The sequence below is a fragment of the Zobellella maritima genome (assembly GCF_003075035.1).
In the GTDB taxonomy this organism is placed as follows: Bacteria; Pseudomonadota; Gammaproteobacteria; order Enterobacterales; family Aeromonadaceae; genus Oceanimonas; species Oceanimonas maritima.
The window spans coordinates 2,513,199-2,528,077 of sequence record NZ_QCZE01000001.1 but is presented as its reverse complement, the minus strand read 5'-3'; the positions used below and the strand labels follow the sequence as shown (position 1 = coordinate 2,528,077).

13 protein-coding genes are annotated in these 14,879 nt (G+C 58.2%); 6 read left to right on the top strand and 7 right to left on the bottom strand.

Features of this window, described 5'->3' with window-relative positions; genetic code table 11:
• Positions 1–92 precede the first annotated feature (92 nt).
• The 5 genes from rng (at position 93) to DCS96_RS11705 (ending at position 7,898) form a co-directional block, all read left to right on the top strand.
• Positions 93–1,562, top strand: coding sequence for a ribonuclease G (gene rng / locus DCS96_RS11725; protein ID WP_116474440.1), 1,470 nt, complete (start codon positions 93–95; stop codon positions 1,560–1,562).
• The gene (locus DCS96_RS11720; RefSeq protein WP_116474439.1) at positions 1,562–5,314 is read left to right on the top strand and encodes a YhdP family protein; all 3,753 of its coding nucleotides are present in this window, start codon (positions 1,562–1,564) and stop codon (positions 5,312–5,314) included. The genes rng and DCS96_RS11720 overlap by 1 nt, the downstream gene beginning before the upstream one ends.
• A 10-nt stretch (positions 5,315–5,324) precedes the next feature.
• Positions 5,325–6,152, top strand: a complete 828-nt coding sequence (locus DCS96_RS11715; RefSeq protein WP_116474438.1) for a carbon-nitrogen hydrolase family protein — start codon at positions 5,325–5,327, stop codon at positions 6,150–6,152.
• Complete coding sequence (gene tldD / locus DCS96_RS11710) at positions 6,149–7,594, top strand: metalloprotease TldD (RefSeq protein WP_116474437.1); 1,446 nt, start codon at positions 6,149–6,151, stop codon at positions 7,592–7,594. The genes DCS96_RS11715 and tldD overlap by 4 nt, the downstream gene beginning before the upstream one ends.
• Before the next feature lie 109 nt (positions 7,595–7,703).
• The gene (locus DCS96_RS11705) at positions 7,704–7,898 is read left to right on the top strand and encodes a hypothetical protein (RefSeq protein WP_116474436.1); all 195 of its coding nucleotides are present in this window, start codon (positions 7,704–7,706) and stop codon (positions 7,896–7,898) included.
• 79 nt (positions 7,899–7,977) lie between these two features.
• Here the strand turns inward: DCS96_RS11705 and yjgA are convergent, their stop codons facing one another.
• Entirely contained in the window at positions 7,978–8,505 is a 528-nt protein-coding gene (gene yjgA, locus DCS96_RS11700; protein WP_116474435.1) for a ribosome biogenesis factor YjgA, read from the bottom strand.
• A gap of 104 nt (positions 8,506–8,609) precedes the next feature.
• On the opposite strand from yjgA, the gene pmbA reads away from it, so the two are divergent.
• Positions 8,610–9,950 carry a metalloprotease PmbA gene (pmbA, locus tag DCS96_RS11695; protein WP_116474434.1) on the top strand — a complete coding sequence of 447 codons (1,341 nt, stop codon included), beginning with the start codon at positions 8,610–8,612 and terminating at the stop codon, positions 9,948–9,950.
• 143 nt (positions 9,951–10,093) lie between these two features.
• Here pmbA and mgtE read toward each other — a convergent pair whose 3' ends face one another.
• Genes mgtE through DCS96_RS11665 form a run of 6 tightly spaced genes read right to left on the bottom strand, consistent with a single transcriptional unit; the run spans position 10,094 to position 14,836 of the window.
• Positions 10,094–11,455 (bottom strand): magnesium transporter, encoded by a 1,362-nt coding sequence (gene mgtE / locus DCS96_RS11690; RefSeq protein WP_116474433.1) that lies wholly within the window; start codon positions 11,453–11,455, stop codon positions 10,094–10,096.
• 48 nt (positions 11,456–11,503) lie between these two features.
• Entirely contained in the window at positions 11,504–11,779 is a 276-nt protein-coding gene (locus tag DCS96_RS11685) for an HPr family phosphocarrier protein (RefSeq protein ID WP_116474432.1), read from the bottom strand.
• Positions 11,766–12,632 (bottom strand): RNase adapter RapZ, encoded by an 867-nt coding sequence (gene rapZ / locus DCS96_RS11680; protein WP_116474431.1) that lies wholly within the window; start codon positions 12,630–12,632, stop codon positions 11,766–11,768. The genes DCS96_RS11685 and rapZ overlap by 14 nt, the downstream gene beginning before the upstream one ends.
• A gap of 10 nt (positions 12,633–12,642) precedes the next feature.
• Entirely contained in the window at positions 12,643–13,089 is a 447-nt protein-coding gene (gene ptsN, locus DCS96_RS11675) for a PTS IIA-like nitrogen regulatory protein PtsN (protein WP_116474430.1), read from the bottom strand.
• Positions 13,090–13,091: 2 nt separating this feature from the next.
• Positions 13,092–13,379, bottom strand: coding sequence for a ribosome hibernation promoting factor (gene hpf, locus DCS96_RS11670; protein ID WP_116474429.1), 288 nt, complete (start codon positions 13,377–13,379; stop codon positions 13,092–13,094).
• A 23-nt stretch (positions 13,380–13,402) separates the two neighbouring features.
• Positions 13,403–14,836 carry an RNA polymerase factor sigma-54 gene (locus tag DCS96_RS11665; protein ID WP_116474428.1) on the bottom strand — a complete coding sequence of 478 codons (1,434 nt, stop codon included), beginning with the start codon at positions 14,834–14,836 and terminating at the stop codon, positions 13,403–13,405.
• Positions 14,837–14,879: the final 43 nt, after the last annotated feature.

The window sequence follows — 14,879 nt, the reverse complement described above, 5'->3', positions numbered from 1 at the left end:
TGCTGCGTAGTAGCACATGCTAACCCTGCATAATCCGGCGCTTTTCTATGTTAGGTTAACTGAACCGTTACAAATTTATTGCCGGAGCAACCATGTCTGCAGAATTAATAATCAATATGACCCCCGCAGAAACCCGGGTGGCGCTGGTGGAAAACGGCATATTGCAGGAAGTTCATGTTGAGCGTCAGGCCAAGCGCGGTATTGTCGGCAATATCTACAAGGGCAAGGTTAGCCGGGTGTTGCCGGGTATGCAGGCGGCGTTTGTCGATATTGGTGGCGAACGGGCGGCGTTCCTCCATGCCTCAGACATAGTTCCCCATACCGAATGCGTGGATACCAAGGAGAAGGAGCATTTTCAGGCCGGTAATATCGGCGAGCTGGTGCGTCAGGGCCAGGATATCATGGTGCAGGTGGTAAAGGATCCACTCGGAACCAAAGGTGCCAGGTTGACCACGGATATTACCCTGCCGTCCCGTTACCTGGTATTTATGCCCGGCAGTTCCTATGTGGGTGTTTCCCAGCGTATCGACTCCGAAGAGGAGCGAGAACGGCTCAAGCAGATCGCCGGCGGTTATGTGGACGAGCTGGGCGGTTTTATCATTCGCACTGCCGCCGAGGGTATTGGTGAGTCGGAGCTGGCCCAGGACGCGGCCTTCCTCAAGCGGCTGTGGCGCAAGGTGCTGGAGCGACGGGGCAAATACAAGGCCTGCTCCATGCTGTATGAGGATCTGGGACTGGCCTTTCGTATCGTAAGGGATTTTGTCGGTGCCGAGCTGGATCGCATCCGGGTGGACTCTCGCAATACCTGCGAATTGCTCAAGCTGTTCGTTGATGAGTATGTGCCCGAGTTGTCGGGCAAGATCGAATATTACAGCGGCGAATCGCCGATCTTCGATCTCTATGATGTGGAAAACGAGATACAGCGAGCCCTGGATCGCAAGGTGGAGCTCAAGTCCGGTGGTTACCTGATCATCGACCAGACCGAGGCCATGACCACGGTTGATATCAATACCGGTGCCTTTGTCGGGCATCGCAACCTGGAAGAAACCATCTTCAACACCAATATCGAAGCGACCCAGGCTATCGCCCGTCAGCTGCGGCTGCGCAACCTGGGCGGCATCATCATCATCGATTTTATCGATATGTATGACGAAGATCATCGGCGACGGGTCCTGCACAGCCTGGAACTTGCGCTGGCCAAGGACAGGGCCAAGACCAATGTCAACGGCTTCTCCCAGCTGGGGCTGGTGGAGATGACCCGCAAACGGACCCGGGAAAGCCTGGAACATGTGCTCTGTGGCGAATGTCCCGAGTGCCACGGCCGGGGACGGGTAAAAACGGTGGAAACGGTCAGTTACGAGATTTTGCGTGAGATCACCCGGGTCAACAAGGCCTACGATGCAGACAAATTTGTGGTCTATGCCTCGACGGCTGTCGCCAGTGCCTTGCAGGAAGATGAATCCCATGCCCTGGCGGAGCTGGAAGTCTTTATCGGCAAGCAGGTCAGGGTCAGCAGCGAACCCCTGTATAGCCAGGAACAATTTGATGTGGTGATGATGTAGTGCTGAAACGGGGGTTAAGCTGGGCATGGTTTGCCCTGGCGGGAGTGTCAGTGCTGCTGGCACTGGTGATCAGCCTGATCCGCTTCGGGGGGCCCGTGCTGGATCAATACCAGGACCGGCTGTTGGCCAAGCTGCTGACCGACAGTGAACTCAGCCTGCGGGTGGAGAAAATGGGGCTGACCTGGCAGGGCTCGGGCCCGGTGCTGGTGCTGAACCGGGTCGGCCTGAGCCGGCCCTCGGCGCCACCGATGCAGTTGGAAAGGGCCTATATCGATCTGCATTTCTGGCAGAGTCTGCGTCAGCTGAAACCGGTGTTGAACGAACTGACCCTGGAAGGACTGCAGCTGACTGCAGGGCTGGGGGGGGGCTCAGCCACCAGCGCGCCGCTGGAAACCCTGCAATGGCTGGCGTTGCAGGGCGTGAAGCGCTTTACCCTGCGCGACGTCCGACTGGCACTGGGTGGACAGGATAATCCCCTGGTGCTGCATGTTCCTACCCTGAGCTGGCAAAACCAAGCGGGCCTTCATCAAGGCCAGGGCCGGCTGGGACTGGGAGGGGAGCAGGCACAGCTGATGGATATTAAGGCTCGTTTCCACGGTGAGCCGGATGCCCTCGACGGCAGCCTGTATCTGCAGGCCGATCAACTGGATGCTTCCGTACTGGTTACCCAGGTCAGGCCGGACGACCAGTCCGCACGGGTCAAGCTGTCCTTCGAGCTTTGGCTGGAATGGCAGGCGGGTCGACTCAGTGGTGGCCTGCTGACCCTGGGCGACAATCAGCTGACCTGGCAACAGGATGGCACTGCCCATCGGGTTCAACTGGGAGCCGGTCGCGTTCAGTGGCAGCCGACGGAAGATGGTTGGCAGCTGGCCAGCAGGGAGGTGGCTATTGCCGTCGATGGTGAATCCTGGCCTGAATGGCGCCTGCAACTGGATCGGCAGGGCGATGAGCTCAACGGCTATTTGGATAGCATAACCTTTGCAGATCTTGCCCTGCTGGCGGAATGGGGGCAGGCCAGCCGGCCCGGTCTGGTGGAACAGCTGAATCATGTTCGTCCGGCCGGCAAGCTGAATAACCTGCGGTTGGCGGCCAGCCTTGAGGACAACAGCTGGCGGCTGCAAGGGGATTTGGTGAATGTGAGCACCCGTGCCTACGGTTGGATACCGGCCACCGAGCGACTCAACGGCCGGTTTGAGCTGGCACCGGGCAGTGGCAGTCTGCAGCTGCAGCAGCAAGAAGCCAGCTGGGTGTATAAGGAGGCGTTCAGGGCGCCCTGGCCGATGCAGCAGTTGGCTACCGAGATCCACTGGCAACGACAGCTGGATGGTTGGCAGGTAAGCAGCGATCGGCTGGCGATTGAAACCCGGGATTTCGCCCTGCAGGGCTGGTTCAACCTGGGGTTGCCTGAGCAGGGGGATGCCTGGCTCAGCGCCTCGGCGAATGTAGATCTGTATGATGCCGGCCGTGCCTTTGCCTATTTCCCCGAACCCCTGATGGGCAAGAAGTTGGTCGATTACCTGCAGGGGGCCATCAAGGCGGGTCGGGCCGACAATGCCCAAGTGCTCTGGTATGGCCCTTTGTCCGGTTTCCCTTATGCGGATCAGTCGGGCATATTCCAGGCTCGGGTGCCCCTGAGTCAGGCTGAGTTTCAGTTCGGACCCCAATGGCAGCCGCTGACCGATCTTGATCTGGATCTGCTGTTTGAAAATGATGGCCTGTATATGAGCAGTCATCGGGGCCGCCTGGGCAAGGTGACGGCCACCCAGATAGATGCCCGCATCGTGCCCCTGAAGGCGGCGGCGGAGTTGACCATCAATGCCGATATTGCCGGTAACGGAGAGGCGGTCACCCGCTATCTGCAGGCCTCGCCACTGGCCGGCTCGGTCGGCAAGACCCTGGCGGAGGTTCGGGTCGAGGGCCCGCTGACCGGCAGCCTGGCGCTGGCCATTCCGCTGTCCGGGGACCGGCCCAGGGTTAGCGGTCAGGTTGATTTTGATGATAACAAGGTCAGCATTCGCGCCCTGAACCTGCCCCTTGACAACGTTCACGGCCGGCTGCAGTTCGACGACAGTCAGACCCGTTTCCATCAGTTGCAGGCGACCCTGGCCGGCCAACCGCTGGTGTTGGACTATGAAGGCAAGACCCTGGCGGATAAGGGCTACCGGGTCGATATCGGCATGTCCGGCCAGTTGGTAGCCGACCGGTTGCAGACCGTGCGACCGGAACTGGCCAGCCTGGCGGGCGGTGCCCCCTGGCAGGGACAGCTGGCTCTCGAGCTACCCAAGGATGGAGGGCTGAACTATCATTTCGAGGCCAACAGCCAGCTGACAGGGCTCGGCAGCCGCTTGCCCCCCCCTCTTGACAAGGCAATCGATACTCGCTGGCCGAGCCGCCTGCTGGTCAGCGGTGATCAACGGCAGGCTGAACTGGAGCTGCAGTTGGGTCCGCGGCTGCGGGGACAGTCTCTACTGCATTTTTCCCCCCGGGGGACTGAGGTCAGCCGGCTCTGGCTTCAGTCCGGTGTCGATGTGGTCACAGGTCCGCGCGCGCCTCTGGATGTGGATGCCCGGGTGTCGCAGCTGGCCATCGACGACTGGATAGGCTTGTTGCATCCCCTGCTGGTCGGCAAGGAGCCGGCGCAGGCAGAGACCGCCATAGGCTGGCCCAGCCCCTACCGTGTCAGGGTGCAGGCAGCCGAGGCCAGCCTATGGCGGCAGCCGCTCGATAATTTATCCTTGCTGATAGCGCCGAGCGCTGACGGCCAGCACCGCTTCAAGGCCCGCGCCGACCAGGCGGAAGGGGAAGTTCGGCTGTCAAAGGCCGGCGCCTTGCACATTGATCTGGACCGGCTTACCCTGGCTCTGTCCGATGAAGATGGCTCAAATGAGTTGGAAGCTACCGAATTCCGGGCCGAACAACTGCCGGCCATTACCTTCAACTGTGCCGCCTGCTGGCTAAACGAGATGCCGTTGGGTCGCCTTGAAGTGGAACTGGAACCCAAGGGCAAGGGGGTGGACATGTCCAGGTTGCTGCTGGACGGCCCCCTGCTGGAGCTTTCCGGCCATGGTCAGTGGCTGCAGCATCGGCAGGGAGCCTTGACCCGCTTCGAGTGGCAAGGCAGCACCGCCTCATTACAGGCCTTGTTTGAAGCCATGGGGCAGGCATCCCCGTTCAATGGTACCCAGGCCCGCCTGAATGGCAGGCTGCTCTGGCTGGGTGCGCCCTGGCAACCGGATTGGGGCAGCCTGGATGGCGAGTTTGAGTTCGGGGCGGAAGCCGGCGTACTGACCGAATTAAGTGACAAGGGGGCGAACTTCTTGTCCGTACTCAGCATAGAATCGGTATTGCGTCGGTTGCGACTGGACTTCAGGGACGTGTTCGACAAGGGTTTTTACTTTGAACGGATCGCCGTCAGCAGCAAGATCCAGGATGGGATCATGCGCAGCGATAACTTTGCCCTGGCCGGTGCTTCCGGAGATCTGAAAGGGGCAGGCCTGGTCGATTTGGGGGCGGAAAAAATTGATTTCAATTTCACCTTTACCCCGCATCTCACCGGAAATCTGCCGGTGATCGCGGCCTTTGCGGTCACCCCGGTTACCGGCCTCTATGTGTTGGCCTTGTCCAAGATCCTGGGGCCTGTGGTCGATGTATTTACCCGTATTCGTTATCGGGTCACGGGTCCCCTGAGGCAGCCGGAGATCCATGAGATCGACCGGGAGCGAGGCCAGTTGTCCTTGCCCTCGGAGCAATGAAGGAGAGAGCATGAAACTGGTGGCGATACAAACCAATGCCGGTGCCGACTGGCCCGGCAATCAAGCGACCCTGGAACGGTTGCTAGGGCAGTTACCACCGGAGCGTCCCTTGCTGGTGCAATTGCCGGAAAATGCCGTGGTATTCGGCAGTAAAGCGTCCGCCCTGAGTTGTGCCGAGCCCCTGGGTGACGGTCCGATCCAGGCACAGATGGCCGCGTGGGCCAGTCGTCTGGGGATCTGGCTGGTGGTGGGTGCCATGCCGACCCGGATTATCAACAGCGAAAAACTGCACTCCAGCTGCCTGGTCTATAACGACAAGGGTGAGCTGGTCGGCCATTATCACAAGCTTCACCTGTTTGATGTGGAGGTGGCCGACGGTCATGGCCGTTATCAGGAGTCCAGTACCTACCAGGCCGGCGATGGTCTGACGGTGATCGACAGCCCCTTCGGCCGGCTGGGGCTGTCGATTTGCTATGATTTACGTTTTCCCGAGCTGTATCGGGCATTGCGGGATCAGGGGGCCGATATCCTGCTGGTGCCTTCGGCCTTTACCCGGGTAACGGGTCAGGCCCACTGGATGCCGCTGTTGCAGGCCAGGGCGATAGAGAATCAATGTTATGTACTGGCGGCCGCCCAGGTCGGCGATCACGGCAATGGCCGGGAGACCTGGGGGCACTCGGTGATTATCACTCCCTGGGGTGAAATACAGGCCTGTTTACCCAAGGGCGAAGGGCTGGTTGCCGCCGACGTGAATTCGACCCGTCTGGCGGCGATCCGTCGGCAGATGCCGGTGGCCCAACATGCGCGTATGAAAGCGGTTTGGAGAGAGAACGAATGAGTATTGAACAGATTGACCTCAGCCTGCTGGCGCCGAATGACCTTGATATGGCCTTGCTGGATGCCCAGCTGGCACGGTTGTGTCGTCACGATATCGATTTTGCCGATCTGTATTTTCAGAACAGTGTCCATGAGTCCTGGGTACTGGAAGACGGCATTGTCAAAGACGGCAGCTACAACATAGAGCAGGGAGTCGGGGTACGCGCCGTCAGCGGTGAAAAGACCGGCTTTGCCTACTCCGACGAGCTGACCGCTTCGGCCCTGAGCCAGGCGGTGGGAGCTGCCAGGAGCATTGCCGAGCGGGGCGGTAACCGGCACTTGAAACTGGGTAGCCAGGTCGCAGTTGAACCCCGTTACCTGGGGATCAACCCCCTGGACAGCCTGACTCGGGAGCAGAAGATTGCCCTGCTGCAACAGATGGACGCCTATGCCCGCAGCCTGGAGCCGGCGGTGACCCAGGTCATCGCCTCGATATCCGGGGTCTATGAAGAAGTGCTGGTGTTGGCGACAGATGGCACTCTGGCAACGGATCTACGCCCCCTGGTGCGGTTGAACTGCTCGGTATTGGCCGAGCGTAATGGCCGCCGTGAACGGGGCGGCAGCGGTGGGGGCGGTCGTGTGGGCTATGATTTCTTCCTGGAAGAGGTGGACGGGCAGCCCAGGGCCATGGGATATGTCAAGGAGGCGATTCGCCAAGCTCTGGTCAACCTGGAGGCAGTGGACGCACCGGCCGGCACCATGCCGGTGGTGTTGGGAGCCGGCTGGCCCGGGGTCCTGCTGCATGAGGCGGTGGGGCATGGCCTGGAGGGGGATTTCAATCGCAAGGGCTCTTCCGCTTATTCCGGTCGCATCGGCGAAAAGGTGGCCTCCGGCCTGTGTACCATAGTGGACGACGGAACCCTGCCCAATCGCCGAGGTTCGCTGACAATCGACGATGAAGGGACCGCCTCCGGATATAATGTGTTAATTGAAAACGGCATCCTCAAGGGCTATATGCAGGACAAGCTCAATGCCCGGCTGATGAAGACGGCACCCACCGGCAATGGCCGGCGGGAGTCCTATGCGCACCTGCCGATGCCGCGCATGACCAATACCTATATGCTGCCGGGAGAGACGCCCCCCGAGGAAATTATCAGGAGTGTCAAGCGGGGTATCTATGCGCCCAACTTCGGTGGTGGCCAGGTCGACATTACCTCAGGCCGATTCGTGTTCTCGGCGTCCGAGGCCTATTTGATAGAAGATGGCAAGCTGACCGCGCCGATCAAGGGGGCGACCCTGATCGGCAATGGCCCCGAGGCCATGAGTCAGGTATCCATGGTAGGCAATGATCTGGCGCTGGATGCCGGGGTTGGCGTGTGCGGCAAGGATGGCCAGAGTGTCCCGGTCGGGGTTGGACAGCCGACCTTGAAGCTGGATCAGCTGACGGTCGGCGGCACCCAGTAGTGGTTGATTATCAACCAAGGTGAAAAAGGCTTTTTTTGTAATTAGTGAGAGCATATATGGGTCATACTAATACAGTTGCTTTCTATGCAACGGTGTGAGGAGGCTTATTATGAAAACGCTACTTTCTATTGCATTTGCCTCTGTACTGGGTTTGATTTTGATGCCAGTTCAGGCAGGTACGGTTGCCAACCAGAATCCGATTGTTAAAGATATGGTTGTGCAGAGCGAGGGTGATGGTATCGATAGCCGTCATTGTGCCAAGTTGAAAAAAATGGGTAAAAAACCTGCGGACATGTGCTTCTAACATGGGTTTCCGTATATACCCAGACTAACAACGGGAGCCAGGCTCCCGTTGTTGTTTTATGTTGTGGTAACCCGGAGGCTCAGGGCTCCAGGTTTTGTTTCAGGTACTGAAACAGCTCCCGGTAGGCCTTGGGGGGCAGGTCAGCAGCCAGTTCCTTGCGGGCCTGACGTGCCAGCTGGCGCAGCTTCTGCCGGTCCAGCCGCTGATATTCGGCCAGCAGTGCATCGACGCCCTTGTCACCTTCCCTGACCAGGCGGTCACGCCATTGCTCAAGCCGGTGAAAATGGGCGTTGGCAACGGCGCTCTTATGATCGAACGCCGCCAGGGACTGCTCAATGGCGGTCACGTCCCGGCTGCGCATCAACTTGCCCACATACTGCAGGTGGCGGCGCAGTCCTTCCCTTTCCTTTTTGCTGCTAAGTTTGTGCGCCAGATCGATGGCTTCTTTCAGTTCATCATCCAGCGGCACCTTGGCCAGCTCGTTCGGCTTGAGCCTGACCAAGGCCAGCCCCAGTTCTTTCAGGGCATGCATTTCCCGCTTCATCTGGCTTTTACTGACCCATTCGATCTCGTCGTCCTGGTCGGGGCTTTCATCATGGTGGCGCATAGGCTTTCCGTAACAACAGACAATGACATATATATTACCAGCTTCTCCCAAGGGGCGCAGGGGTCTGTTATGCTAACCCCATAACGGAGCGACCAAACATCATCATGAACCCAGCAGACATTCAAACAGAGCAACGCCAGCTGGAACTGGCGGTAGAGCAGGCGCTGGACTCGGCCAGGCGCCTGGGGGCTGACAGCGCTGAGGTGTCGATCAGCAAACAGACAGGGTTGTCTGTCAATACCCGCAATGGCGAACTGGAGAATATCGAGTTCAACAAGGATGGCGCCCTGGGGATTGCCGTCTATCGGGACGGCTGTAAAGGCTCGGCTTCCACCTCTGATTTGCGCCCCGAGGCGATTGCCAAGACGGTCGCCGCCGCCCTGGATATTTCCCGCTATACCTCGCCCGATCCCTTCGCCGGCATTGCCGAGTCCGGTGATCTGGCCTGGGATGCCCCCGAGGTAGCCATGTGTTTTCCCGCCGAGCTGGAGCCGGAATTCGGTATCGATCTGGCACTGCGCTGCGAGCGCCATGCCCTGGGCCGGGACGGGCGTATCAAGCAATCCGATGGTGCCAGTTTTTCCAGTACACTGGGGACCCGGGTCTATGGTAACAGCCATGGATTTATCAAGGGTTACAGCGGTACCCGTTTCGGCATGAGTTGCGTGTTGATCGGTGAACAGGACGGGGATATGCAGCGGGAATACGGTTATACCTCGGCCCGTAGCCTGACCGATCTGTGGACCCCGGAACAGGTGGCCGATGAAGCTGTCACCCGTACCCTGGGTCGCCTGGGCGCTCGCAAGATAGGTACCACCCGGGTTCCTGTGCTGTTTCACCCGGATGTGGCGTCCGGCCTGTTTGGCCACCTGGTTATGGCCATCAGCGGCGGCAGCCTGTACCGTAAATCCTCTTTCCTGCTCGATGCCCTGGGCAGCCGTATTTTCCCCGAGTGGCTGACCATCAATGAACAGCCCCACCTCGACAAGGGCCTGGCCAGCTCACCCTTCGATAACGAAGGGGTGCGCACCCATGCCCGCAATATTATCGAGCAGGGGGTGCTGCAGAGTTATCTGCTGACCAGTTATTCGGCCCGCAAGTTGGGCATGGAAGTAACCGGCCACGCCGGTGGCATCCACAACTGGCAGGTGGGCAGCAGTGGCCAGAGCCTGGATCAGCTGTTGAAGCTGATGGATACCGGGTTGCTGGTGACCGAGATGATGGGCCAGGGGGTGAACATAGTGAACGGTGACTATTCCCGTGGCGCCGCCGGCTTCTGGGTGGAAAAGGGTGAAATCGCCTATCCGGTGGAAGAGATCACCATTGCCGGCAACCTGAAGGAGATGTTCGCCGGCATCCAGGCCATCGGCACCGATGTGGAGACCCGCTCCAGCCTGCAGACCGGCTCGGTATTGATCGAGCAGATGAAGATAGCCGGGCAATAAAGCTGGAAGCCATAAGCTGTCAGGGGGCCGCATACGCGGCCCTTTGTGTTTTGGAAACCGGCACCGTGTTTGCCAGAATGGCGTTGTGATTTCCGTTAGCGCCGGGCGGCTTCCAGCTAAAAGCCGATTGCTTACAGCTGCTGTCAGTTCAGCAGCAGCAGGGTCGCCAGCCCCAGGAAAGACAAGAGACCGACGGTATCGGTAATGGTGGTCAGTGCCATGGAGCCGGCCAGCGCGGGATCTATGTTGAAGCGGCGCATCACCAGCGGGATCAGGGCGCCGGCCAGGCCGGCTACCGCCAGGTTGATAAACATGGCCGCCGCGATGACCAGGCCGATGGCGATACTCTCTTTCCAGAAACTGACGACCACGGCGATGGCCAGCGCCCAGATCAGGCCGTTGATCAGGCCAACCAGGGCCTCCTTGGTCAGCAGCCAGCGGGCGTTGCTGTCACTGATATGACCGACCGCCATGCCGCGGATCATCAGGGCCAGGGTCTGGTTGCCGGCAATACCGCCCATGGAAGGGACTATGGTCATCAGGATGGCCAGGGTCGCCAGTTGCGAGAGCGTGGCTTCAAACATGTTGGAGACGCTGGCGGCGATCAGCGCGGTGCAGAGGTTCACCGTCAGCCAGATGGTGCGGCGCTTGGCGCTGGGCAATACAGGTGCGAAGGTGTCTTCATCGACATCCATCTTGGCCATGCCCATCATCGAATGCTCCCCTTCTTCGCGGATGATATCCACCACATCATCTATGGTTATCCGCCCCAGCAGGATGCCGTTTTCATCGACCACAGGGGCCGACAACCAGTCATGGCGCTCAAACAGGTTGGCGGCTTCGACATCGGACATGGTCAGGGGAATGGCCTCGACCTGGGTATCCATGGCTTCGGCGACCGTGGTGGCGGGAGCCTGCACCACCAGGCTGGCCAGGGATATGTCTCCCAGCAGACGGTTGTCCTTGTCCACCACATAGAGGGTATCCGTGCCTTCCGGCAGCTCGCTGCGCAGGCGCAGATAACGCAGCACCACGTCGATGGTCACATCCGAGCGCAGGGTGATGAACTCGGTATTCATGATCGAGCCGGCGGTGTCTTCCGGATAGGACAGTGCCTGCTCGGCCCTGAGCCTGTCCTGCTCATCCATCTGGGTCAGTACCTGGCGGTACAGACGCTCCGGCAGATCCCGCAGTACATAGGCCAGATCGTCCGACTCCATGTCTTCCAGGGCGTTGGCCAGTTTTTCCGGGTCCATCAGCCGGATGATACCGTCCCGGACTTCTTCTGACAGTTCTTCCAGAATTTCGCCGTAATCATCCGGGTCGACCAGCTGCCACAGAACCTTACGGCTGGGGGCGGGCGAGGATTCCAGCAGCCAGGCGACGTCGCCGGGGCGCATCTGTTGCAGCATGCGCCGAACATGGATGAACATGCCGCTGTCCAGGGCCCGGCTGATGGTTTCCAGCTGATCCGTTGTCCTTTCCTGGTCAAGGGGCTCAGTCATCCGGGACTCCTAATGGGGGAATTCAATTGGATATGAATTTTACCCTATTTATTCCGATTCGTTAAAACGATCCGCGACCAGGCGGGCGACAGCGTCCATTGCCGCCTCAGCCTCGGGACCTTCTACGACCACCCGGATGGCATGGCCCTGAGCGGTTTCCAGCATCAGCAGCCCCATCACACTGTTGGCGGGTGCTTGTTTTTCCTGATTGCAAACGGTGATGATGGCATCGAATTGTTGTGTTAATTGCACCAGCTGAACAGCGGCGCGGGCATGGAGTCCCAGTTTATTGACAATTTCCAGATCCCGTTCAATTTTCGGCATTGCGTTTTTCCAGTGTACGGTGGCGAACTTGCACGTTTTTTCCCAAGCTTTTGAAAGCCTGCGTTAATTGCTCAGCGAGGTAGACGGATCTGTGCTGGCCACCGGTGCAACCGATGGCGACGGTTACATAGCTGCGGTTATTGCGCTCTAGGTGGGGCATCCAGGTCAGTAGCAGGTTTTCTATCTGCCACAGGTATTTCATCACCTCGGGTTGGCTGGCCAGATAAAGGGCCACCGGTTCATCTTTGCCGGTAAAAGGCCTGAGTTCGGCGATCCAGTGGGGGTTGGGTAAAAAACGGGCATCAAAAACAAAGTCGGCATCCTTGGAGACACCGTGTTTATAACCGAATGACTCGAATACCCAATTCAGCTCACGTTCCTTCTTGCCGAGTACGCGTTCACGGATTATCTCGCTCAGATCGTGAATGCTCAGACTGGAGGTATCGATGCGCAAATCCGCATCGGAAGAGAGGGGAGCAAGCAGCTGGGTTTCTTCCCGGATCGCTTCATCCAGGGTCAGACTTTCCCTGGATAGGGGGTGCAGGCGCCGGGTGTCGCCAAACCGGCGGATCAGAATGCTGTTTTCCGCATCGATAAAAATACTGGAGAGGTTGACCTCTGCCATCGATTTGATTTCCGCCAGACAGGCTTCCAGTTTTTCGGTACTGTCGGGCAGGTTACGTACGTCTATGCTGACCGCCACTTCCCCAGGACGAGTCAGACGCATATTAATCAGGTCGGGCAGCAGTTCGACCGGCAGGTTATCGACGCAATAGTAGCCGAGGTCTTCCAGTACCCGCAGGGCGACTGTCTTGCCCGAGCCCGAACGGCCACTCACGATAACCAGTTGCATAGCCAGCTCCTCAGGCAGAAATCATGATTTGGTACAATTCATCGTCGCTGGTGGCCTGGCGTAGTTGTTTGCAAACTTGCTTATTACTGAGCTTTTCGGCGATCAGCGACAAGGTTTTCAGGTGTTGTTTACATTCTTTTTCCGGTACCAGCAGCGCAAAAACCAAGCCCACCGGTTGGTTGTCGATAGCATCGAATTCCACCGATTCGGCAAAGGTCAGCAGTACCGCCGTCGCCTTGTTTTCATTGCCGATACGGCCATGGGGGATAGCGATACCGTTACCTATGCCGGTTGTGCCCATCTTTTCCCGGGCTAGCAGGCAGTCAAAAAGCTGTTGGCTGTTGATATTTAGGTGTTGAGCGGCCAGCTCGCTGATGATTTCCAGGGCGCGTTTCTTGCTTGTACAAGGGACTGCACTGCGTGTGCAGTCCCTGCTTAATATGTCGGCGACTTCCATGATTAGATTTGTTTGAGTTTCTCTTTGTGTTTGATGATCTGGCGATCCAGCTTGTCAATCAAGCCGTCGATGGCCGCATACATGTTTTCATGCTGGGCATTGGCGAATACTTCTCCGCCGCTGACATTCAGCTTGGCCTCGGCAATCTGTTGTAGCTTTTCCACGTTAAGGATGACATGGGCATTGGTAATATGATCGAAGTGACGTTCCAGCTTGGTAAATTTGCTATTCACATAGTCACGGAGTGCATCGGTGATTTCTACATGGTGTCCAGTCAGGTTTATTTGCATAACGTCTTCCTTCTCGGTTTGCCTTAAACCAGGCGTTTACGCTGATTGGAAGGGGCGATGGCCAGAGACTCGCGGTATTTTGCGATGGTTCGGCGGGCCACTTGTATCCCCTGTTCGGCCAGCAATTGAGCGATTTTGCTGTCGCTTAACGGCTTGGCCGGATTTTCTGCACTGACCAGCTTCTTGATCAGGGCACGAATTGCGGTGGAAGAACATTCACCCCCATCGTCGGTTCCCACATGACTGGAGAAAAAATACTTCAGTTCAAACACGCCCCTGGGGGTATGCAGGAATTTCTGAGTCGTCACCCGGGAGATGGTAGATTCATGCATTTCCACGGCTTCGGCCACATGGTTCAGCACCATGGGCTTCATGGCTTCCTCTCCCAGTTCAAAGAATGCCTGTTGTTGTTCCACAATACAATTGGCAACCTTGAGCAGGGTCTCATTTCTGCTTTCCAGACTCTTGATAAACCATTTGGCGTCTTGTAAATGACTGCGGATAAACTGGCTATCCCGACTGTCCTTAGTGTGTTTGGCCATGGCAGCATAAGTTTGGTTCAATTTGACCTTGGGCATGGCATCGGCATTCAACTCGGCTGCCCAGATCCCCTGACGCTTGCTTACCACCAGATCCGGGATCACATATTCCGAGCTGCTCTGGATAACGCTGTTGCCGGGCCTGGGTTCGAGCTGTTGGATCAGGGCCAGCACGGCGCGCAGCTCGTCCTCCTTCAGCCTGGCCTTACGCTGCAGGGTTCGATAATCCCGGTTTCCGAGCAAATCCATATGCTGTGTGATGACGTCCCGGGCCTGGGGTAGCCAGGGCGTGTCGTCAGGGAAGCGTTCAAGTTGGATCAACAAACACTCCTGTACCGAACGGGCGGCAACACCGACCGGGTCAAAATGCTGAATTCGTTTTAGTACAGCTTCGACCTCTTCCGGCTCAATGTCCAGCTCATCGCCGCCAACCGCATCACAGATATCCTGAATATCTATGGTCAGGTATCCGGCCTCGTCGATGGCATCGATAATGGTGGTGGCAATGGCCTGGTCGGTATCGCTGAAAGGAGTCAGCTGCATCTGCCAGAGCAGGTAATCCTGCAGGGTTTCGGTGGTTTCCCCCTGGTAGACCATGTCTTCGGCGCCTTCCGGAGCCGGACCCGGGCCGCTGGAGGAGGCACTGTAGACATCGTCCCACTGGCTATCCGTGGGCAGCTCATCGGACAGCTTACTCTGCTCCATGGCGGTGTCCGTGGCCATTTGTTCATCCTGGCGGGGCTCCGCGACCTCAATGGTTTCCGGCTCTTCCTGCTCCAGCAGGGGGTTCGATTCCAGAGCCTGCTGGATCTCCTGTTGCAGCTCCAGGCTGGAGAGTTGCAACAGCCGGATGGCTTGTTGCAATTGGGGCGTCATGGTCAGCTGCTGACCCAGACGTAACTGGAGTGTTGGCTTCATCTGTTCGATAAGTCCTTGTAAATTATGCCGCGATTGTGCCCTG

What these genes read in the sequence shown, in the direction of transcription:
- yjgA (WP_116474435.1), bottom strand. Translation starts at nt 8,505, where the DNA reads ATGCGCCACCATGATGAAAGCCCCGACCAGGACGACGAGATCGAATGG.
- DCS96_RS11715 (WP_116474438.1), top strand. Translation starts at nt 5,325, where the DNA reads ATGAAACTGGTGGCGATACAAACCAATGCCGGTGCCGACTGGCCCGGC.
- tldD (WP_116474437.1), top strand. Translation starts at nt 6,149, where the DNA reads ATGAGTATTGAACAGATTGACCTCAGCCTGCTGGCGCCGAATGACCTT.
- hpf (WP_116474429.1), bottom strand. Translation starts at nt 13,379, where the DNA reads ATGCAAATAAACCTGACTGGACACCATGTAGAAATCACCGATGCACTC.
- rapZ (WP_116474431.1), bottom strand. Translation starts at nt 12,632, where the DNA reads ATGCAACTGGTTATCGTGAGTGGCCGTTCGGGCTCGGGCAAGACAGTC.
- DCS96_RS11685 (WP_116474432.1), bottom strand. Translation starts at nt 11,779, where the DNA reads ATGCCGAAAATTGAACGGGATCTGGAAATTGTCAATAAACTGGGACTC.
- rng (WP_116474440.1), top strand. Translation starts at nt 93, where the DNA reads ATGTCTGCAGAATTAATAATCAATATGACCCCCGCAGAAACCCGGGTG.
- DCS96_RS11705 (WP_116474436.1), top strand. Translation starts at nt 7,704, where the DNA reads ATGAAAACGCTACTTTCTATTGCATTTGCCTCTGTACTGGGTTTGATT.
- mgtE (WP_116474433.1), bottom strand. Translation starts at nt 11,455, where the DNA reads ATGACTGAGCCCCTTGACCAGGAAAGGACAACGGATCAGCTGGAAACC.
- pmbA (WP_116474434.1), top strand. Translation starts at nt 8,610, where the DNA reads ATGAACCCAGCAGACATTCAAACAGAGCAACGCCAGCTGGAACTGGCG.
- DCS96_RS11665 (WP_116474428.1), bottom strand. Translation starts at nt 14,836, where the DNA reads ATGAAGCCAACACTCCAGTTACGTCTGGGTCAGCAGCTGACCATGACG.
- ptsN (WP_116474430.1), bottom strand. Translation starts at nt 13,089, where the DNA reads ATGGAAGTCGCCGACATATTAAGCAGGGACTGCACACGCAGTGCAGTC.